The organism is Rhodococcus sp. DT1, from assembly GCF_049844875.1.
Lineage (GTDB): Bacteria > Actinomycetota > Actinomycetes > Mycobacteriales > Mycobacteriaceae > Rhodococcus.
The window spans coordinates 389,057-407,504 of the sequence record NZ_JBNCLW010000004.1 but is presented as its reverse complement, the minus strand read 5'-3'; the positions used below and the strand labels follow the sequence as shown (position 1 = coordinate 407,504).

Genomic DNA, 18,448 nt, shown 5'->3' with positions numbered 1-18,448 from the left:
TCAGGACACGCGTTCGAAGATCGCCGCGAGACCCTGTCCGCCACCGATGCACATGGTCTCGAGGCCGTAGCGGCCCTCGCGGCGCTGCAACTCGCGGGCGAGTGTCGCGAGCATCCGGCCGCCGGTCGCACCTACGGGGTGACCGAGTGAGATGCCGGAACCGTGGACGTTGGTGCGTTCGAAGTCCGCGGCACCGAACCTCCACTCGCGGGTCACGGCCAGCGCTTGAGCGGCGAACGCCTCGTTCAATTCGATGACATCGATATCGGCGAGCGCGATTCCGGCCTTGGCGAGAGCGATCTCGGTCGCCGGCACCGGACCGATGCCCATGACCTTGGGCGCGACCCCTGCCACGCCCCACGACACGATGCGCACCAGCGGTGTCAGACCCAACTCGGCGGCCTTCTGCGGGGTGGTGACCAGTGCCATCGACGCGGCGTCGTTCTGACCGCTGGCGTTGCCGGCGGTCACGGTGGCATCGGGGTCCTGCGTGCCCATGACGGGACGGAGCGCGGCGAGCGACTCGAGGCTGATGTCGGCGCGAGGATGCTCGTCGGTGTCGATGACCTGCTCACCTTTACGGGTACTCACCGTGACCGGCACGATTTCCTCCGCGAGGATGCCGTTGTTCTGCGCTGCCACCGCCCGTACGTGCGAGTTGAGGGCAAGTTCGTCCTGCTCCGCGCGGGAGATCGAATATTCGGCACGCAGGTTCTCGGCCGTTTCGATCATGCCGCCGACCACCGGGTAGAAGCGGCCACCGGCGGTGGACCGGGCACGCACCAGACCGTCGTGCATCTGCACGCCCGTGCGGGCGCCGCCCCAACGGATATCGGTGGAGTAGAACGCGGCATTGCTCATCGACTCGGTGCCGCCGGCGACGACAAGGTCGTTGTCTCCGTTGCCCACCTGCAACGCCGCCTGGATCACGGCCTGAAGACCCGATCCGCAACGGCGATCGATGTGCATGCCCGGGACGGTGACGGGCAGGCCCGCGTCGAGCGCGACGACCCGGCCGATCGCGGGAGCCTCACTGTTGCCGTTGCAGTGACCGAGGATGACGTCCCCGATCTCGGCGGGAGCGATGCCCGTGCGGTCGAGCAGACCCTTCAGTGCCGCGACGCCGAGATCGACGGCGGTGAGGGACTTGAACATGCCGCCGTAGCGACCGATGGGGGTCCGGACAGGTTCACAGATGACAACTTCGCGCATGACGGCCTTTCGGAAGGAGTGACGAGGTGACGGCCGAGCGTCACATGAAGCGGCCGCCGGTGACTTCGAGAACGGTGCCGGTCATGTACGACGACATATCCGATGCGAGAAACAGTGCGACGGAAGCAACTTCGGCAACCTCGCCCGGCCGTCCCATCGGAATTTCACTCATCTTCCGATCCCATGCCTTCTGCGGCATGGCCTCGGTCATCGCGGAGCGGATCAGACCGGGCTGGATTGCATTGATGCGCACGCCGTGATGCGCCATCTCCTTGGCAGCCGCTTTCGTCAGACCGACGATGCCCGCCTTCGCCGCCGAGTAGTTCGTCTGACCGACCATGCCCACCTTGCCCGACAACGACGAGATGTTGACGATCGCGCCGCGCTTGGCCTCCCGCATGATCGCCGAGGCCTTGCGGGTGCCGTGCCACGTGCCCTTGAGGTGCACGTCGATCACGAGGTCGAAGTCGTCTTCCGTCATCGTGCGCATGGTGGCGTCGCGGGTGATGCCGGCATTGTTGACCACCACGTCGAGCGAGCCGAATCCGTCGACAGCCTCTGCCAGCAGTGTGTCCCAGTCATCTGCTTCGACGACGTTGCTGCGCACCGCGCGGGCGACCTCGCGTCCGCCGAGTTTCTCGGCCGCCGCGGTGGCAGCATCGAGGTCCAGGTCACCGATCACCACGCGAGCACCCGCGTCGACGAATTCGCGCGCGATGGCAAAACCGATTCCCTGGGCACCGCCGGTAACGACAGCAGTGCGGTTCTCCAGCAAAGACATCAGGTTTCCTTTCGGCGGGTCGAGAAGTGCCCGCAGACGTGTGGATGCGTCGAATATAACGGCGGGATATGGGGTCACACCCCTACTCATCCATCGACACTGCCTATACGGGAAGGGCGCTATTCGTATTGGACAACCTGTGCGGCCGACGCGGAGAGTTGAGGACATGACACTCTCGACACCGGCCGCCGAGGTCGACGACGACGACTTCCGCGAGATCCTCGCCCAGACCCGGGCGTTCGTGCGCACCGTGGTCGTGCCGCGAGAACAGGAGATCGCCGAGACCGACGCAATCCCCGACGACATCCGCCGGGCCGCCGAGGAGATGGGTCTGTTCGGGTACGCCATTCCCCAGCAGTGGGGCGGGCTCGGCCTGAATTTGATGCAGGACGTCGAACTGGCGATGGAGTTCGGGTACACCACCCTGGCGTTGCGCTCGATGTTCGGCACCAACAACGGAATCGCCGGTCAGGTGCTGGTCAACTTCGGCACCGACGAGCAGAAGCGGCAGTGGCTCGAAGGCATCGCCTCAGGGGAGGTCGTCGCGTCCTTCGCTCTCACCGAACCCGGCGCCGGATCGAATCCGTCCGGACTGCGCACCCAGGCCGTGCGCGACGGGGACGACTGGGTGATCACCGGCGAGAAACGGTTCATCACCAACGCGCCGCTGGCAGACCTGTTCGTCGTCTTCGCCCGTACCCGGCCCGCCGACGACAACGGCCCCGGCATCGCGGTGTTCCTCGTCCCGTCCGGCACCGACGGTGTGCAGGTGGCGGGCAAGGACTCGAAGATGGGCCAGGAGGGCGCCTGGACTGCCGACGTGCACTTCGACGCCGTGCGGGTTCCCGCCTCCGCGCTGGTCGGGGGCAGCGAGGACGTGGGATACAAGGCGGCGATGGTGTCGCTCGCCCGGGGCCGCGTGCATATCGCCGCCCTGTCGGTCGGGCAGGCGCAGCGGGCACTCGACGAGTCGGTGGCCTACGCGGCGACCGCCACCCAGGGCGGTGCGCCCATCGGGAACTTCCAGCTCGTGCAGGCGATGATCGCCGACCAGCAGACGGGCGTAATGGCCGGTCGCGCACTGGTGCGCGATGCGGCACGAGCATGGGTCGAAGAGACCGACCGGCGCATCGCACCGTCGGTGGCCAAGCTGTTCTGCACCGAGATGGTGGGCAAGGTTGCGGATCTGGCTGTCCAGATCCACGGGGGCACCGGCTACATGCGGGAGGTGCCGGTCGAGCGGATCTACCGCGACGTGCGTCTGCTGCGACTGTACGAGGGCACCAGCGAGATTCAGCGTCTGATCATCGGTGGCGGGCTGGTGAAGGCGGCGCAGCGCGGTTGATCGTGCGCTTCCGGACCCGCTCGCGTAGATCCGTCTTCAGGATCTTGCCCGCCCACGATCGGCGATATAGACGAACCCGTCGGCATCCCGGTGAGCGATGTCGCCGGTGGCGAGCCACCCGTCGACGTACTGCTGTGCGGTGATCTCAGGATGCCCCAGGTAGCCGTCGGTGACCTGGGGGCCGCGCACCCACAGTTCGCCGTGCTCGCCGTCTCCGAGAACGAGCGACGGATCGCCCTGCGCGCGGATCTCGATCTCGGTGTCGAACACAGGGAGGCCGACACTACCGAGCCGGTACTCGACATCGGCGACGAGCGGCACTGCCGTGACGACGCAGGTGGCTTCGGTGAGCCCGTATTCCTCGGCCACACGGGCGCCGGGGAATGCGCGCCGGAGATTATCGAGCGTCCCGGGGTCGACCGGGGCAGCTCCGCACGACACCGCACGTACCGACGAGAGGTCTCGCGACGCCACGTCCGGGTGGATCGCCAGCGCGTGCCACATCGCCGGCGTACCGGTGATGGACGAGACGCGGTGCTGCTCGATCTCCTTCAGCACGCGGGCAGGGTCGAACCTGCCCGACAACACCTGGGTCACACCGCACATGAGCAGGAACGACGTGTTGATCAGTGCGTGCGCGTGGAACAGCGGTGACACCACAATTGTGGATCCGGTGCCCGGGACCACACCCGCGATATCGAGGCCTTCGATGGGCTCGAGGGTCACGAGACCGTCCGGCCCGGCTACCAGCTGAGTGCCGGCACACCACCCGCACATCTGCGTGACGTTGGCCAGGACGTTGCGATGTAGAACGCGCACGCCTTTCGAAATGCCCGTTGTGCCACCGGTATACGCGATGTGTGCAACGTCGTCGGGGGATACGGTCGCGGGGATGAACGACGTGCGCTGCCCGGCGATCACATCGCTGAAGCGCATCGTCGCGGGGTTGCCGCCGCGCACCGCCTCGTCCGAGACGACCGCGATCAGACCGACCGTCGTATCGGCCTGAGCGCGCAGGAGCGTGTCGAATTGTTGTTGCCCGGTGACGGCCGCGACAGCACCGGTCTCCTCGATCCGTCGGCGCAATTCAGGCTCGGGCAGCAACGGATTCACCGGCGCCACAGCCGCACCCACACGGAGCGCCCCGTAGTACGCGACGTGGAATTCAGCGCAGTTCCCGAGGTGGAGGAGCACGACGTCACCAGGTTCCACACCCGTGGAGCCAAGCGCACGAGCGAATTGCGCCGACTGCTCGTCGAGTTCGCGGTAGCTGTACACGCGCTCACCGTCGACGATCGCGGGCCGGTCGCCGTACGCGGCCGCCATGCTCGACGCCCACACCGCCATCGACGTCTGCGGATACGACAGGCTCGTCGACGTCCAAGTCGAACTGCTGGGATTCATTGCCGCGCCCCGATCAGCGCGGTGCCATGCGGATGGCTCCGTCGAGACGGATCGTCTCGCCGTTGAGGTAACCGTTCTCGAGGATATTGACTGCGAGACGGCCGAATTCGTCGGGGTCGCCCAGCCGCGAGGGATTCGGCACGGTCGCTTCCAGCGACTTGCGCACGTCCTCGCGCAGTCGCGCCAGCAACGGGGTATCCATGATGCCGGGTGCGATGGTGTTGACGCGGATACCCTTGCTCGCGAGGTCGCGGGCCGCGACGATCGTCATTCCGACGATGCCGGCTTTGGACGCGGAGTAGTTGATCTGCCCGATCTGTCCTTCGAACGCGGCAGCCGACGCCGTCATCACGATCGCGCCACGCTCTCCGTCGATCGGTTCGAGTTCGGCCATGCGCTCGGCGCCGAGTCGCAGTGCGTTGAAGGAACCGGTCAGGTTGAGCCGGATCACGAACTCGAAATCCTCGAGCGACCCGGCCTTGCCGTTCTTGTCGAGGATGCGCATCTTGCGACCGGCACCGGCGCAGTGCACGAGGCCCCGGAGGCCACCGCGTTCGTGTGCGACGTCCAGTGCGGCTGCGAACTGCTCCTCGTCGGTGATGTCGGCGGGCGCGAAGATCGCGCCGTCACCGAGTTCGGTGGCGATGTCCGCGCCGTTCGACGACGGCAGGTCGATGAGGGTGACGGTACCGCCGGCCGCGAGCACACGACGGGCGGTGGCAAGACCGAGACCGGATGCCCCGCCGGTGACGGCGACGGAAAGACCCTTCAGTTCCATATTCGTTCGTTTCCTGTCGTGGAGTGCGAGCGCGTGATCAGAGCAGTTCGAGGACGGTCGCGTTCGCCATTCCGCCGGCCTCGCACATCGACTGCAGACCGTAGCGGATGTTGTTGTCGCGCATGTGGTGCACGAGGCGGGTCATGAGAATCGCACCGGACCCGCCCAGCGGGTGGCCGACACCGATCGCACCGCCGAGCGCATTGACGCGGGTGCTGTCCGCGCCGGTCTCGGCGAGCCATGCGAGGGGTACGGGGGCGAACGCCTCGTTGATCTCGAATGCACCGATCTCGTCGATCGACAGGCCGGAACGTTTCAGCACTTTCGCCGTGGCGGGGATGGGGCCGGTGAGCATGACGACCGGGTCGTCGGCAGCGACGACGGTGGTGTGGATCCGCGCGATCGGTGTCCAGCCGTGTGCCGCGGCGTACTCGCTGGTGGTGACCAGCAGTGCGCCTGCACCGTCGGAGATCTGCGAGGAGTTTCCGGCGTGGATCACGCCGTTCTCCTTGAACACTGTCTTCAGCTTCGCCAGCGATTCGACGGTGCCGCCGCGCCGGATACCTTCGTCCGAGGTCAGGCCCGCGACGGGTGCGAGCTGCTTTTCGAAGGCCCCCGAGTCGGTGGCAGCTGCGGACAGTTCGTGCGAGCGCAGCGAGTACTCGTCGAGCCGGGTGCGGGAGAGTCCCCATTTCTCGGCGACCATCTCGGCGCCGATTCCCTGGCTGAAGCCCTCGACTCCGAACCGCTCGAGCACGTTCGGCGGGAAATGCTCACCGTTCTTGGCGGCGCTACCCATGGGGACGCGGCTCATGGTCTCGACCCCACCGGCGATCACCACGTCGTTCTGGCCCGAGATCACGGTTGCCGCGGCGAATGCGACCGCCTGCTGGCTCGACCCACACGCACGGTTGACGGTGGTCGCGGGAACGGACACGGGCCAGCCCGCCGCAAAGACCGCGGTACGGGCGACGATCCCGGCCTGTTCACCGACCTGGCTCACGCAGCCCCACACCACGTCGTCGACGGTCGCAGGGTCGAGGCCGGTGCGGTCGGCCAGGGCGGTGAGCACGTGGGCCGACAGATCGGCGGGGTGAATCTCGGACAGCGCACCCCCGCGACGGCCTATGGGTGTACGGACGGCGTCGACGATCACGGCATCACGCATGAGATGTCCTTCTCTGGTGCAGACGGGTGCGTTGTTCTCACCGTCGAGGGGACCACGCGCACGACGGTGAAGGAAAGGCTTTCGGCGGAAGCTTCCGTTAGGTGGAAGCTATGCCGGCCGGAATGACGGAACAGCAGCCGCCACCGAACGGCGCTCGAACGGTATTGGTCTGCGCTAACCGATCGATAGCCGGCTCTGGTCCCCGGTGAATCCCTGTTGCATGCTGACTGGACATCAGGTTCGGGCAGCACGACCCGAACGACCGCGACCAGGACAGGCGAGCAGGCATGAACTCCACCGCTTCCACCGACGGGCTGCCCTCGTCCACCGCACCCCTCGCGGGCGTGCGCGTGGTCGAAGTATCGAGCTTCGTAGCCGCGCCTCTGTGCGGCATGACGCTCGCGCATCTCGGGGCCGACGTGATCCGCGTCGACCCGATCGGTGGCGCTGCCGACTACAAGCGCTGGCCCCTCACCGAGGACAACGAGTCCATCTACTGGGCGGGTCTCAACAAAGGCAAGCGCTCGTTCGCCGCAGACTTCCGCAACCCCGATGCTCAGCAACTGATCCGCGATCTCGTGATCGATGCCGGGATCCTCGTCACCAACGCCGCGGGGCGGCAGTGGCTCGACTACGACGAACTCGCCGCGATCCGGCCCGATCTCATCCATGTCCAGGTCCTCGGACGCGCCGACGGCACCGGCGCCGTCGATTACACCGTGAACGCCGCGGCGGGATTCCCTCGGGTCACCGGTCCCGAGAACCTCTCCGATCCGGTCAACCACGTCCTGCCGGCGTGGGACGTCGCATGCGGTCTCTATGCCGCGCTGTCGATCGCGTCCGCTGTGTACCGACGCGAAATCACCGGCGCCGGAACGAAGATCGTCCTTCCACTGGAGGACGTCGCATTCGCAACCGTAGGGAACCTGGGCTACCTCGCCGAAGCCCAGCTCGGAGGTTCCGGTCGCACCCGAATCGGGAATGCCGTCTACGGCACCTACGGGTGCGACTTCGCCACCGCCGACGGTGCCCGTTTCATGATCGTCGCCCTGACGCCCCGGCATTTCCGCGACCTCACCGAACTCACCGGGACCGCCGCCGCCGTCACCGCACTCGAAGCCGCGCTCGACGTCGACTTCCGCGACGAAGGCGCCCGCTTCGAACATCGCCACGTGCTCGACAGCCTGTTCGGCGCGTGGTTCGGCAAGCGGACCGCCGCCGAGGTCGAGGCGGCTCTCGGCGCCACGTCGATTCTGCACGAGCGGTACCGCACCTTCGCCGAACTGGCGCGCGACCCGCGCGTGACCGACAACCCGATGTTCCAGAAACTCGACCAGCCCCGCATCGGCGAACACCTCGCACCGAGCACACCGATGTCGTTCGACGGAGTTCACCCGACAGTCCGGCCCGCACCCGCCAACGGTGACGACACTGCCGCCGTCCTGTCCGAGCATCTCGGTTTGACCGACGACGAGATCGATGCGCTCGCCGCCGCCGGCGCCGTCCGCACCCAGCAGAAGGACCACGCATGACCCGCCTCGCCCAGACCCTCGGACTCACGGAATTCCAGTCCGAGATACTCGACACCGTCCGCACGTTCGTCGAGCGCGAGATCATCCCGAATGCACAGGAACTCGAGCATTCGGACACCTATCCGCAGGCGATCGTCGACCGGATGCGCGAGATGGGCCTGTTCGGTCTGATGATTCCCGAAGAGTACGGCGGACTCGGCGAGTCGCTGCTGACTTACGCCTTGTGCGTCGAGGAACTCGCTCGGGGATGGATGAGTGTCTCCGGGGTCATCAACACACATTTCATCGTGGCGTACATGATCCGTCAGCACGGAACCGACGCCCAGAAGGAACACTTCCTGCCGCGCATGGCCACCGGCGAAGTCCGGGGTGCGTTCTCGATGTCCGAACCCGAACTCGGTTCGGATGTCGCGGCGATCCGCACCAAAGCCAAGCGCGACGCCGGTGGCAACTACATCATCAACGGCCAGAAGATGTGGCTGACCAACGGTGGCAGTTCGACACTCGTCGCAGCGCTCGTGAAGACAGAGGAAGGCGCCGACAAACCCCACAAGAACCTCACGACCTTCCTCGTCGAGAAGCCGGCGGGATTCGGCGAAGTCGCTCCCGGTCTCACCATCCCCGGCAAGATCGACAAAATGGGGTACAAGGGCATCGACACCACCGAACTCTTCTTCGACAACTACGAGGCCCCGGCCGAGTCGATCCTCGGCGGCATCCCGGGTCGCGGGTTCTCCCACATGATGGACGGAGTGGAAGTCGGTCGGGTCAACGTGTCCGCCCGGGCCTGCGGTGTGGCGATCCGCGCCTTCGAACTCGCCGCCCGGTACGCGCAGCAGCGCAGCACCTTCGGCAAGCCCATCGCACAACACCAGGCGATCTCGTTCTCGCTCGCCGAGATGGCCACCAAGGTCGAAGCAGCGCACCTGATGATGGTCAACGCGGCGCGCCTCAAGGATTCGGGCGAGCGCAACGATGTCGCGGCAGGGATGGCGAAATATCTCGCGAGCGAGTACTGCTCGGAAGTCACCCAGGCCAGCTTCCGCATCCACGGCGGGTACGGCTACTCCAAGGAATACGAAATCGAACGCCTCATGCGCGAGGCACCCTTCCTGCTCATCGGGGAAGGCACCAGCGAAATCCAGAAGACGATCATCAGCAAAGGTGTCCTCCGCGACTACGCCCTGTAACCGTCTGCCCCACTTCAACTCCGGAAGGAATCCGCGTGCAGCGTACGGTGTTCAATGAAGACCACGAAGCGTTCCGTCAGACGGTCCGCGATTTCATCGCCAAAGAGGTCACGCCCGTCTACCACGAGTGGGAGACCGAGGGGCATCCTCCCCGCAAGTTCTACAACCGCCTCGGTGACCTCGGAATTCTCGGGATCCAGGCACCCGAAGAGTACGGCGGCGGCGGCGAGTCGTCGCTGAAGTTCAACGTCGTGGTGACGGAGGAGACCGCCGCTGCGGGCGTGACGTTCGGCTCGTACTCGGTGCATTCGAACCTGATCCTGCCGTACATCATGCAGCACGCCACGGAAGAGCAGAAACAGCGCTGGCTACCCGGATTCGCCTCGGGTGAACTGATGTTCGCGATCGCGATGACCGAGCCCGGCACCGGATCCGACCTCGCGAACATCTCGACCACGGCGAAGCTTTCGGACGACGGCAGCCACTACGTCGTCAACGGCTCCAAGACGTTCATCACCGGCGGCGCACTCGCCGATCGGATCCTCCTCGTGTGCCGGACCTCGCCGTTCGACCCGGAGAACCGCCGCGGTGGCCTGTCGATGCTCGTCGTCGACACCACGAGCGAAGGGTTCGCAGTCGGACGCAAACTCGACAAGATCGGGCTGAAGACGTCCGACACAGCCGAGTTGTCGTTCGACGACGTGAAGGTCCCCGCGACCGACCTGCTCGGCAACGAAGGCGAAGCGTTCTCGTACCTCACCCAGAATCTCGCGCAGGAACGGCTGACCATCGCCTTCGGCGCGGCCGCGACGGCAGCCGCGGCGATCGATCATGCGATTGCATACACCAAGGAACGCACGGTGTTCGGCAAGCCGGTGGCCTCGTTCCAGAACTCGAAGTTCGTGCTCGCCGAATGCTCGACGGAGTTGCAGGCGATGCAGATCATGGTCGACAACGCGATCGAACTCAACGACCGCGGCGAACTGTCGGTGGCCGACGCAGCGCGGGCGAAGCTCTTCTCCACCGAAGCGGCCGGTCGCATCATCGACAAGTGCCTGCAGTTGCACGGTGGCTACGGCTACATCACCGAATACCCGATCGCGCGTCTGTACGCGGACACGCGCGTAACCCGGATCTTCGGCGGTACCAGCGAAGTCATGAAGACGATCATCGCGAAGGATCTCGGGTTGTAGGACGACTGCCGCGACGGCGCCGCCCGCTCCAGGAGTGGGCGGCTCCGTTGTTCGCGAATGCGGCTGCGCAGTGTGATCACCCACCCGATATCGTTCGCGACATGCGACTGCTCGTGAAATCGAAACGGGTCATCGAGGCCCAGTTGAGCAACTCCGGGATCCGGGCCCTGTCGGGCTCGATGGTGGCCTACGAGGGACAGGTCGCGTTCAAATCGGCTGGCTTCGGAGGCGGTGAAGGCGTCCTCGCGGGTCTGCGCCAGCGCGCCACAGGCGAGGGCCTGTCGCTGATGGAATGCACCGGGACGGGCGTCGTCTACCTCGCACATCAGGGGCAGGACGTCACGATTCTCGAACTGAACAACGAGACCCTGCAGGTCGAGTCCGAGCAACTGCTTGCGCTGAACGGCAACCTGAACACCAACGTGACGTTCGCAGGATTACGAGGCGGCATGAGCGGGCAGGGCCTGTTCACCACGACGGTGTCGGGCACGGGTCAGGTCGCGTTGCTGTCCGCGGGCGGTCCGCTGATCCATCTCGAGGTGTCGCCGCAGTACCCCCTCGTCGTCGATCCCGACGCATTCGTCTGCGCCAAGGGACAACTGACGCAGTCTTTCGTCACCGACGTGTCGTGGCGATCGGTGGTCGGACAGGGCAGTGGCGAAGCCTTCTCCCTCAAATGGGACGGTGCGGGCGTGGTGTCCATCCAGCCGGCGGAACGGTAGGGGCGAGAGTGACTTTCACCAAGGTCAACAGCAAGGTCGTCAGCGTGGACCTGAACCGGTCGGGACCCGTCGTCGCTCGTCGCGGCGCGATGCTCTTCTACACCGGTGACGTCCGCTTCGCTCCCCACGGTGTGCCCGGCGGGGCAGGAAGTGCTCCCGGTCTCGGCGGGCTCGCCGGCATGGCCGGGCGGATGATGCAGGGCGAGCACGAGTCGACCATGCTCGCTCAGGGCAACGGCACCGTGCACTACGGATTCCGCGGACTGGAGACCCACGTGGTGGACATGTCCGCCGGGGGGGAGCTTCGCGTGGATGCGTCGCGGTTGCTTGCACACACGGCGGGGCTGCAGAGCGCGGTGGTGTCGTCGGGCGCCGCGCAGGCGGGCGGGGGAGGCGGGGGCCTGCTGGGCGCACTCCGGGGCGCCGCGACGGGCGCGGTGACCGGCACAGGAATGTTCACGACGCAACTGTCCGGCTACGGCGCCGCGGTGCTGCTCGCGCACGGCGGCGTCTTCGAACTTCGTGTGGGTGGACCTGCGCCCGTGATCGTCGATCCCCAGGCCTTCGTCGCGGCGAGCGGTGCGGTCCGTACCGAACTGAAATCGTCGATGAGCTGGCGCAATGTCGGCCGCAGCGGCGGAGAGGCCATGCAACTCGAGTGCACCGGTCAAGGCATCGTCTACGTGCAGGCATCGGAGGAGAAACTGTGAGCGTCGTCCTCAATCCCTCGAGCTTCACCGAGAGCGACAACGTTCCCGGAAACAGCTACGCCTACTGCATCGACCTGCAGACGCCGTGGTTCCTGTCGAAGGGCGCGATGATCGCGTACTACGGGCAGGTGCGGTTCTCCGCTCTCACCCACGGACTGCAGGGCGGCCTGCTCGACATGGTGGCCCGCCGGTTCTCGGCACCGATGTATCTCGGCGACTACGTGGTGGCGGACGGCTTCGGGAAGCTGATCCTCGGTGACCGCGGTTACGACATCAACTCCTACGATCTCGACGACGGCAACCTCACGATCCGGCAGTCGAACCTGCTGGCCTTCGAGCCGGGCCTGTCGCTGAATCAGTCGATCGTGCCGGGATTCCTCACGCTGATCGGGACGGGACGGTTTCTCGCGTCGTCGAACGGACCGGTGATGTTCGCCGAACCGCCGCTGCGCGTCGATCCCGAGGCACTGGTCGGCTGGGCCGACTGTCCGTCCCCGAGCCACCACTACGACGAATCGTGGATCACGGGATTCGTCTCCGCCGGCGCCCGCCGGTTCGGGGTCCAGTCGGGGGAGGAACGCCAGTTCGACTTCACCGGCGCCGGGACGGTGCTCATCCAGTCGAGCGAGAAGGTGATCGATGACTCATCGCTGGTCCGCACCCTCGAACATCAAATTCCGGGCCTCTCACAAGGCGGGCTGCACCGCATCAACCACGTCGTTGCGCAACAGATGCAACAGAACTAACACCGGTACCGGGCGCTGACCCGAGACCGGGCACTAGCCGGATCAAAGTAGATCGAATTGTGACTACGCTCACAGGATAGGCACGCCTAACCAGAGGTAAGGTTTGGACAACCTAACAACCTCAGGATGGTGGCTCCCATGATCGTCTGTAGTTGCCACGCCCTCACGCACCACCACATCGAAGCAGAGGTGGCAGCGGGCGCACGATGCACCCGCGAAGTGAGCGCCGCGTGCCGCGCAGGAACCGACTGCGGCAACTGCGTACGCAACATCTCGGCGATCATCCGGCGGGCGCGGGTCCGAAATGAGACGATCGAGCTCGAGACCGCCGTGTAGCCAGCCCCTGCCCGGCGGTAAACCTGATGGTTCACCCCGGGAGGTGCCATGAAGGGCGACAAGAAGGTCATCGAATACCTGAACGAGCAGTTGACGGCGGAGCTCACCGCCATCAATCAGTACTTTCTGCATTCCAAGATGCAGGAAGACCGCGGTTGGTCGAAGCTCGCGGCGCACACCCGCGCGGAGTCGTTCGACGAAATGCGCCACGCCGAGACTCTCACCGATCGCATTCTCTACCTCGACGGACTGCCCAACTACCAGCGGCTCGGTTCGCTACGTCTGGGACAGACCGTGAAAGAAATGCTCCAGGCGGATCTCCAGGTCGAGATCGAGGCTCGCGACCGGCTCCGCAAGGGATCGGAGTACATGCGGTCGGTCAGTGACATCACGTCCGCGAACATCTTCGAGGCGATCCTCGCCGACGAGGAAGAACATATCGACTACCTCGAAACCCAGCTCGACCTGCTCGAGCAGCTGGGCGAACCGCTCTACATCGCTCAGCACATCTCGCCTCCGGAGTAACCGGCTGGGGCGTGCAGCGCCCTCGCCGTGAAGACGGGCCGCGACAGATGTCGCGGCCCGTCTTCACGTGCAGGTATCTTCGACGTGCTCTGTCATCTGCTGTCGAGAGTGAGGAAACACCGTGAGTGATTCGTCCGTGAAAGTGGTTCACAACCCCGACCGGCAGCGATACGAACTGGACGACAACGGTTCCGTCATCGGTTACGCCGACTATCACCCCGCCGACGACACTCAACTCGTGTTCGACCACACCGTGGTCGACGACGCCTATTCCGGTCAGGGCCTCGCCGGCAAACTCGTTCGGTTCGCGCTGGACGACGTGCGCGACCGTGGAAAGCGGGTCGTGCCGGTATGCCCGTTCGTCGACAGCTTCATCGACAAGCATCCCGAGTACCAGGACCTCGTCGCCTGAGAGGTCCTGCCACGACCCGCCTCACACGCGACGGTCAGTGCCCCGCGCGGTTACGCAGGTCGAGTGCGACGTCGGTGATCATGTCCTCCTGGCCGCCGACCAGCCCGCGGCGCCCGATCTCGACGAGGATGTCGCGGGTGTCGAGGCCGTAGATGTCCGCAGCGGTCTCGGCGTGACGCAGGAAGCTCGAGTACACACCGGCGTAGCCGAGGGTGAGGGTCTCGCGGTCCACCTGGACCGGCCGGTCCTGCAACGGACGGACGAGATCGTCGGCAGCGTCCTGCAGGCCGAACAGATCGCACGAGTGCTTCCATCCGTGCAGATCGGCGACCGCGACGAAGGGTTCGATCGGGCAGTTGCCCGCGCCCGCGCCCTGCCCGGCCAGCGACGCATCGACGCGGATGACGCCTTCCTCGACGGCGACGACCGAGTTGGCGACCGACAGCGACAGGTTCTGGTGGGCGTGGATACCGATCTGTGTGCCCTCCTCGAGAACGTCACGGTAGGCGCGGACCCGCTCGCGGACGCCGTCCATCGTCAGCCGTCCACCGGAGTCGGTGACGTAGACGCAGTCGGCGCCGTAGGACTCCATGAGCTTGGCCTGGCGAGCGAGTTCTTCCGCGGGAGCCATGTGCGACATCATCAGGAAGCCGGACACGTCCATGCCCAGTTCCTTGGCGGCGGCGATGTGCTGCGCCGACACGTCGGCCTCGGTGCAGTGGGTGGCCACACGCACCGATCGCACACCGAGTTCGTAGGCACGCTTCAGCTCGTGCACGGTGCCGATACCCGGCAGCAGCAACGTGGTGAGGATGGCCGAATTGATCGCTCCCGCTGCGGCTTCGAGCCATTCCCAGTCGGTGTTGCTACCCGGGCCGTAGGTCAGCGAATGGCCGGTGAGCCCGTCGCCGTGGGAGACCTCGATCGCGTCCACGCCGGCACGGTCCAGTGCGCCCGCGATCGCTGCGACGTCGTCGGGGGTGATGCGGTGACGGATGGCGTGCATGCCGTCGCGCAGCGTGACGTCCTGGATGTACAGGGCCGTACCGTGACTCGCGTACTCGCGCTGCCCGGCGTCGTTGATGGTTGTCTCGCTCATGCCGAAACCTGCTCCTTCTTGCGTGCCGCGACTGCCCGGCCGACCTGCAGGGCCGCGGACGTCATGATGTCGAGATTGCCCGCGTACTCGGGCAGGTAGTGCGCTGCGCCCTTGACCTCGAGGAATACCGCGACCTTCCACATCGGTCCGGTGTGGTCGGTCAGCGTTCCGACGGTCTCGGTCATCGGGGTGAACTGGATTTCCTGCTTGAGCTTGTATCCGGGCACGTAGGTGGACACCTTCGCGACCATCGCCTCGACCGACGCGACGATCTCGTCCTTGCGGTCTTCACCGACCAGCGCAAGAACGGTGTCGCGCATGATCATCGGGGGTTCGGCCGGGTTCAGGATGATGATCGCCTTGCCGCGGGCGGCGCCGCCGATCTTCTCGATCGCTTGCGACGTGGTCTCGGTGAATTCGTCGATGTTGGCGCGCGTGCCGGGGCCGGCCGACTTGGAGGAGATCGATGCGACGATCTCGGCCCAGTACACCGGCGTCACCTGCGAGATGGCAGCGACGATCGGGATGGTCGCCTGGCCACCGCAGGTGACCATGTTGACGTTGGGAGCGTCGAGGTGCTCGTCGAGGTTCACCGGCGGGACCACGTAGGGGCCGATCGCGGCGGGCGTGAGGTCGATCAGGATCTTGCCGTGCGGGCGCAGCATCTTCTCGTTGTATTCGTGCGCCTTCGCCGAGGTCGCGTCGAACACGATCTCGATCTCGCCGAACCGGGGATGCTCGATGAGGCCTTCGACGCCGGTGGCGATGGCGTCGATGCCCAGCCGCTTCGCGCGCGCCAGGCCGTCGGACTCGGGGTCGATGCCCACCAGGGCGATCGTCTCGAGTTCGCTGTCCGCGAGCCTCTTGATCTTGATGAGCAGGTCGGTGCCGATGTTGCCCGGCCCGATGATGGCGACCTTGGTCGTGGTCATGTCAGTTCTCCTGTGCCGAAGACGGTGAGGTCGAGAAGGGGGCGGTGACGGAGCCGAGAGTGGAGATCTCGGCGCGCACCGTGACCCCGGGAGGGGCGGACACCATCGGTCCGAGCGCACCGGACAGCACCACCTGGCCGGCGGTCAGCGGCTGCCCGAATTCGCGTGCAGTGCGGGCGAGCCACAGCAAGGCGTTCAACGGATCGCCGAGGCAGGCCGCTCCGGTGCCCTCCGAGACGAGTTCGTCGTCGATGTACATCCGCATGGTCGTATCGATCGGCTCGAAATCGGCGAGGGACACGCGGTGGGAGCCGAGCACGTAGAGACCGCTCGACGCATTGTCCGCGACCGTATCGGTGATCTTGATGTCCCATCCGGCGACCCTGCTGTCGACGATTTCCAGCGCCGCGACCGCATAGTCCACGGCGCCCCGCACCTTGTCGAGGTCGAGATCGTCGTCATCGAGGTCTGCGGAGAGCACGAACGCGATCTCCGCCTCGGCCTTCGGCTGGAGCAGCCGGTCGCTGGGGACCTCGTCGAGATCGGTGACATCCATATCGTCGAACAGCACCCCGAAATCAGGGCGGTTCACGCCGAGTTGCTGCTGGACTGCCGGGGAGGTGAGGCCGATCTTGCGCCCCACAATGCGGGCGCCGGAGGCTAGTTTGTGCTCGGTCAGGTGCTGCTGCACCGCGTAGGCCAGGTCGATGTCGGTTTCACCGAGCAGATCCCGCACCGGCGCACACGGCACGGCGGTGCGAGCGGCATCGATGAGCCGGCCGGCCGCTGCGCTGACGGTGTCGAGAGATGCGGCATCGCCCGCGGAATGGGGAGTAGTGGTCATCAGGTCCTCGTCGATCGATGGGTAACTCCATCGTGGGGGTACGAGTACCGCTTACCTAGCCGTAGGTTCCGCTCAGTGGAACGCGTGGCGCCGGATCATCCGGGAGCCGCTCACAGAGTCCGCAGGGCCGCACGACGGGCCAGGGTCGATGCGACGCCCGCCGCCGCCGCCTTCACCGCCGCCGCGTGTTTCTCGGGCCGGAACCGCGTGGCGGGCCCGGTGACGCTGATCGCGGCGACCGGATCCTCGTCTCCCAGAAGCACGGGTGCGGCGACACACACCAGCCCGACCGCCGATTCCTCGTGCTCGAACGCGACGCCCGTGCTCGCGATGCGATCGATGTGGTCGCGGAACCGGCCCGGCGCGGTGATCGTGCGCGGTGTCTTGCGGGCGAGCCCGGCATCCACGACGTCCACGAACAGCGCCGGCGACGAGAACGCGAGCAGCGCCTTGCCGATGGCAGTGCAGTACATGGGCATTCGTCCACCGACTCGCGACGGCGCCGGGGCCGGGCGATGGCCACCGATCTTCGAGACGTAGACGACTTCGGTGCCTTCGGGCACTCCGAGGTGCACGGTTTCATGGGTCCGCTCGTACAGGTCTTCCATGAACGGAATGGCGACCTCGAGCAGTCGTCGTTCCACCGACGCGCGCATGCCGAGTTCGAACATCCGGCCGCCGAGCCGATACCCGGACGCATCCTTGTCGAGCAATCGGACGTCGATCAGATCGTTGACCACGCGGTGGAGAGTGCCCTTGGCCAAACCCGTGCGACGGCCGAGTTCGGCGAGGGTCACTCCGTGGTCGTCGGCGGTGAAGGCGTGCAGGACGGTGACGACCTTGCCGAGCACGGTCGAAGTGTCCACGGGCGGGTCGGCCGCCCGGCGCGTCGGCCGCTGTCCTTCCATGTGCCACAGGGTATGCCACCGCCGAGACCGAACCGCAACGCATCGTCCGCGCGGTGCCGGGTCGCGGTGGCATCCTGGACCGGTGACCGAGCGGAAACGACCGGACATCTCCTTCGAGACGTGGATCGAACGGCAGATCCGCGCCGCGCAGGAGCGCGGCGACTTCGACGACCTCCCGGGTGCGGGAAAACCCATCCCCGATCACGGCGACGACGAATTGTGGTGGGTCAAGGCCTACCTCGCCCGGCAGGGACTCGCGACGGAGGCGTTGCTGCCGCTGCCCCTCCAATTGCGCCGGGAAATCGAGCGGCTACCCGAGACCGTGGCGAACGTGCCGTCCGAGCAGTCGGTCCGGGAGATCGTCGCGGGGCTCAACCGGCGGGTGGTGGAATACATGCTCCAGCCTGGTCAGCTACCGATCCCGGTCCACAAGGTGGACGTCGACGCAGTGGTCGAAACCTGGCGGGCCGGGAGGCAGGCACGCCGGGAAGAAGCCCGGCGCGCCCTCCTCGCTGCCCAGGAAGGCCGTTCGGATCCCCCGTCCAGCGGCACACGACCGGCACGGAGGCGGTCGCTCTTCCGGTGGTTCCGCGCCGGATGACCGGCACCGG

Annotated in this window: 19 protein-coding genes and 1 pseudogene; 11 read left to right on the top strand and 9 right to left on the bottom strand. The window is 66.1% G+C overall.

Annotation, left to right across the window (positions count from 1 at the left end):
* Complete coding sequence (locus ACLQ3J_RS12560) at positions 1 to 1,212, bottom strand: acetyl-CoA C-acetyltransferase (RefSeq protein WP_296550363.1); 1,212 nt, start codon at positions 1,210 to 1,212, stop codon at positions 1 to 3.
* A gap of 40 nt (positions 1,213 to 1,252) precedes the next feature.
* The gene (gene fabG, locus ACLQ3J_RS12555; RefSeq protein ID WP_169623026.1) at positions 1,253 to 1,993 is read right to left on the bottom strand and encodes a 3-oxoacyl-ACP reductase FabG; all 741 of its coding nucleotides are present in this window, start codon (positions 1,991 to 1,993) and stop codon (positions 1,253 to 1,255) included.
* A gap of 166 nt (positions 1,994 to 2,159) precedes the next feature.
* Here fabG and ACLQ3J_RS12550 point away from each other — a divergent pair, with 166 nt between their 5' ends.
* Positions 2,160 to 3,338 carry an acyl-CoA dehydrogenase family protein gene (locus ACLQ3J_RS12550; protein ID WP_169623027.1) on the top strand — a complete coding sequence of 393 codons (1,179 nt, stop codon included), beginning with the start codon at positions 2,160 to 2,162 and terminating at the stop codon, positions 3,336 to 3,338.
* A gap of 48 nt (positions 3,339 to 3,386) precedes the next feature.
* Here the strand turns inward: ACLQ3J_RS12550 and ACLQ3J_RS12545 are convergent.
* The 3 genes and pseudogenes from ACLQ3J_RS12545 to ACLQ3J_RS12535 form a co-directional block, all read right to left on the bottom strand.
* Positions 3,387 to 4,742 (bottom strand): annotated as a pseudogene (locus ACLQ3J_RS12545) (AMP-binding protein); the annotation flags it as partial.
* Between the two features lie 13 nt (positions 4,743 to 4,755).
* The gene (locus ACLQ3J_RS12540) at positions 4,756 to 5,520 is read right to left on the bottom strand and encodes an SDR family NAD(P)-dependent oxidoreductase (protein WP_296550362.1); all 765 of its coding nucleotides are present in this window, start codon (positions 5,518 to 5,520) and stop codon (positions 4,756 to 4,758) included.
* 37 nt (positions 5,521 to 5,557) lie between these two features.
* Positions 5,558 to 6,688, bottom strand: a complete 1,131-nt coding sequence (locus ACLQ3J_RS12535) for a thiolase family protein (protein WP_422424800.1) — start codon at positions 6,686 to 6,688, stop codon at positions 5,558 to 5,560.
* A 287-nt stretch (positions 6,689 to 6,975) separates the two neighbouring features.
* Here ACLQ3J_RS12535 and ACLQ3J_RS12530 point away from each other — a divergent pair, with 287 nt between their 5' ends.
* From ACLQ3J_RS12530 to ACLQ3J_RS12490, 9 genes are all read left to right on the top strand, one after another.
* Positions 6,976 to 8,220, top strand: coding sequence for a CoA transferase (locus ACLQ3J_RS12530; RefSeq protein WP_425903426.1), 1,245 nt, complete (start codon positions 6,976 to 6,978; stop codon positions 8,218 to 8,220).
* Complete coding sequence (locus tag ACLQ3J_RS12525) at positions 8,217 to 9,410, top strand: acyl-CoA dehydrogenase family protein (RefSeq protein WP_425903425.1); 1,194 nt, start codon at positions 8,217 to 8,219, stop codon at positions 9,408 to 9,410. The genes ACLQ3J_RS12530 and ACLQ3J_RS12525 overlap by 4 nt, the downstream gene beginning before the upstream one ends.
* Before the next feature lie 35 nt (positions 9,411 to 9,445).
* A complete protein-coding gene (locus ACLQ3J_RS12520; RefSeq protein ID WP_425903424.1) occupies positions 9,446 to 10,603 on the top strand; it encodes an acyl-CoA dehydrogenase family protein in 1,158 nt (385 codons plus the stop codon).
* 101 nt (positions 10,604 to 10,704) lie between these two features.
* On the top strand, positions 10,705 to 11,325 hold the full coding sequence (locus ACLQ3J_RS12515) for an AIM24 family protein (protein ID WP_425903423.1): 621 nt from the start codon (positions 10,705 to 10,707) through the stop codon (positions 11,323 to 11,325).
* Between the two features lie 8 nt (positions 11,326 to 11,333).
* A complete protein-coding gene (locus tag ACLQ3J_RS12510; RefSeq protein WP_425903421.1) occupies positions 11,334 to 12,035 on the top strand; it encodes an AIM24 family protein in 702 nt (233 codons plus the stop codon).
* Entirely contained in the window at positions 12,032 to 12,781 is a 750-nt protein-coding gene (locus tag ACLQ3J_RS12505) for an AIM24 family protein (RefSeq protein ID WP_425903419.1), read from the top strand. Before ACLQ3J_RS12510 ends, ACLQ3J_RS12505 begins: the two co-directional genes overlap by 4 nt.
* 138 nt (positions 12,782 to 12,919) lie before the next feature.
* Complete coding sequence (locus ACLQ3J_RS12500; protein ID WP_425903417.1) at positions 12,920 to 13,117, top strand: (2Fe-2S)-binding protein; 198 nt, start codon at positions 12,920 to 12,922, stop codon at positions 13,115 to 13,117.
* A 48-nt stretch (positions 13,118 to 13,165) separates the two neighbouring features.
* A complete protein-coding gene (gene bfr, locus ACLQ3J_RS12495; protein ID WP_169621042.1) occupies positions 13,166 to 13,642 on the top strand; it encodes a bacterioferritin in 477 nt (158 codons plus the stop codon).
* Positions 13,643 to 13,763: 121 nt separating this feature from the next.
* Positions 13,764 to 14,054, top strand: a complete 291-nt coding sequence (locus ACLQ3J_RS12490; protein WP_425903415.1) for a GNAT family N-acetyltransferase — start codon at positions 13,764 to 13,766, stop codon at positions 14,052 to 14,054.
* A gap of 34 nt (positions 14,055 to 14,088) precedes the next feature.
* Here ACLQ3J_RS12490 and dmpG read toward each other — a convergent pair whose 3' ends face one another.
* The 4 genes from dmpG to ACLQ3J_RS12470 form a co-directional block, all read right to left on the bottom strand.
* Positions 14,089 to 15,153, bottom strand: a complete 1,065-nt coding sequence (gene dmpG, locus ACLQ3J_RS12485; RefSeq protein ID WP_425903413.1) for a 4-hydroxy-2-oxovalerate aldolase — start codon at positions 15,151 to 15,153, stop codon at positions 14,089 to 14,091.
* On the bottom strand, positions 15,150 to 16,085 hold the full coding sequence (locus ACLQ3J_RS12480; protein WP_378599425.1) for an acetaldehyde dehydrogenase (acetylating): 936 nt from the start codon (positions 16,083 to 16,085) through the stop codon (positions 15,150 to 15,152). Before ACLQ3J_RS12480 ends, dmpG begins: the two co-directional genes overlap by 4 nt.
* Before the next feature lies 1 nt (position 16,086).
* Positions 16,087 to 16,929: a 2-keto-4-pentenoate hydratase gene (locus ACLQ3J_RS12475; RefSeq protein WP_169621038.1), complete on the bottom strand. Its 843-nt coding sequence runs from the start codon at positions 16,927 to 16,929 to the stop codon at positions 16,087 to 16,089.
* Positions 16,930 to 17,039: 110 nt separating this feature from the next.
* Complete coding sequence (locus ACLQ3J_RS12470) at positions 17,040 to 17,837, bottom strand: IclR family transcriptional regulator (protein ID WP_206036885.1); 798 nt, start codon at positions 17,835 to 17,837, stop codon at positions 17,040 to 17,042.
* Positions 17,838 to 17,919: 82 nt separating this feature from the next.
* Between ACLQ3J_RS12470 and ACLQ3J_RS12465 the strand changes: the two genes are divergently transcribed.
* Positions 17,920 to 18,438, top strand: a complete 519-nt coding sequence (locus tag ACLQ3J_RS12465) for a DUF1992 domain-containing protein (protein WP_425903411.1) — start codon at positions 17,920 to 17,922, stop codon at positions 18,436 to 18,438.
* The last annotated feature ends 10 nt before the right edge of the window (positions 18,439 to 18,448 follow it).

Coding starts and splice junctions, on each gene's coding strand:
- ACLQ3J_RS12560 (WP_296550363.1), bottom strand. CDS start 1,212: ATGCGCGAAGTTGTCATCTGTGAACCTGTCCGGACCCCCATCGGTCGC.
- fabG (WP_169623026.1), bottom strand. CDS start 1,993: ATGTCTTTGCTGGAGAACCGCACTGCTGTCGTTACCGGCGGTGCCCAG.
- ACLQ3J_RS12550 (WP_169623027.1), top strand. CDS start 2,160: ATGACACTCTCGACACCGGCCGCCGAGGTCGACGACGACGACTTCCGC.
- ACLQ3J_RS12540 (WP_296550362.1), bottom strand. CDS start 5,520: ATGGAACTGAAGGGTCTTTCCGTCGCCGTCACCGGCGGGGCATCCGGT.
- ACLQ3J_RS12535 (WP_422424800.1), bottom strand. CDS start 6,688: ATGCGTGATGCCGTGATCGTCGACGCCGTCCGTACACCCATAGGCCGT.
- ACLQ3J_RS12530 (WP_425903426.1), top strand. CDS start 6,976: ATGAACTCCACCGCTTCCACCGACGGGCTGCCCTCGTCCACCGCACCC.
- ACLQ3J_RS12525 (WP_425903425.1), top strand. CDS start 8,217: ATGACCCGCCTCGCCCAGACCCTCGGACTCACGGAATTCCAGTCCGAG.
- ACLQ3J_RS12515 (WP_425903423.1), top strand. CDS start 10,705: ATGCGACTGCTCGTGAAATCGAAACGGGTCATCGAGGCCCAGTTGAGC.
- ACLQ3J_RS12500 (WP_425903417.1), top strand. CDS start 12,920: ATGATCGTCTGTAGTTGCCACGCCCTCACGCACCACCACATCGAAGCA.
- bfr (WP_169621042.1), top strand. CDS start 13,166: ATGAAGGGCGACAAGAAGGTCATCGAATACCTGAACGAGCAGTTGACG.
- dmpG (WP_425903413.1), bottom strand. CDS start 15,153: ATGAGCGAGACAACCATCAACGACGCCGGGCAGCGCGAGTACGCGAGT.
- ACLQ3J_RS12480 (WP_378599425.1), bottom strand. CDS start 16,085: ATGACCACGACCAAGGTCGCCATCATCGGGCCGGGCAACATCGGCACC.
- ACLQ3J_RS12475 (WP_169621038.1), bottom strand. CDS start 16,929: ATGACCACTACTCCCCATTCCGCGGGCGATGCCGCATCTCTCGACACC.
- ACLQ3J_RS12470 (WP_206036885.1), bottom strand. CDS start 17,837: ATGGAAGGACAGCGGCCGACGCGCCGGGCGGCCGACCCGCCCGTGGAC.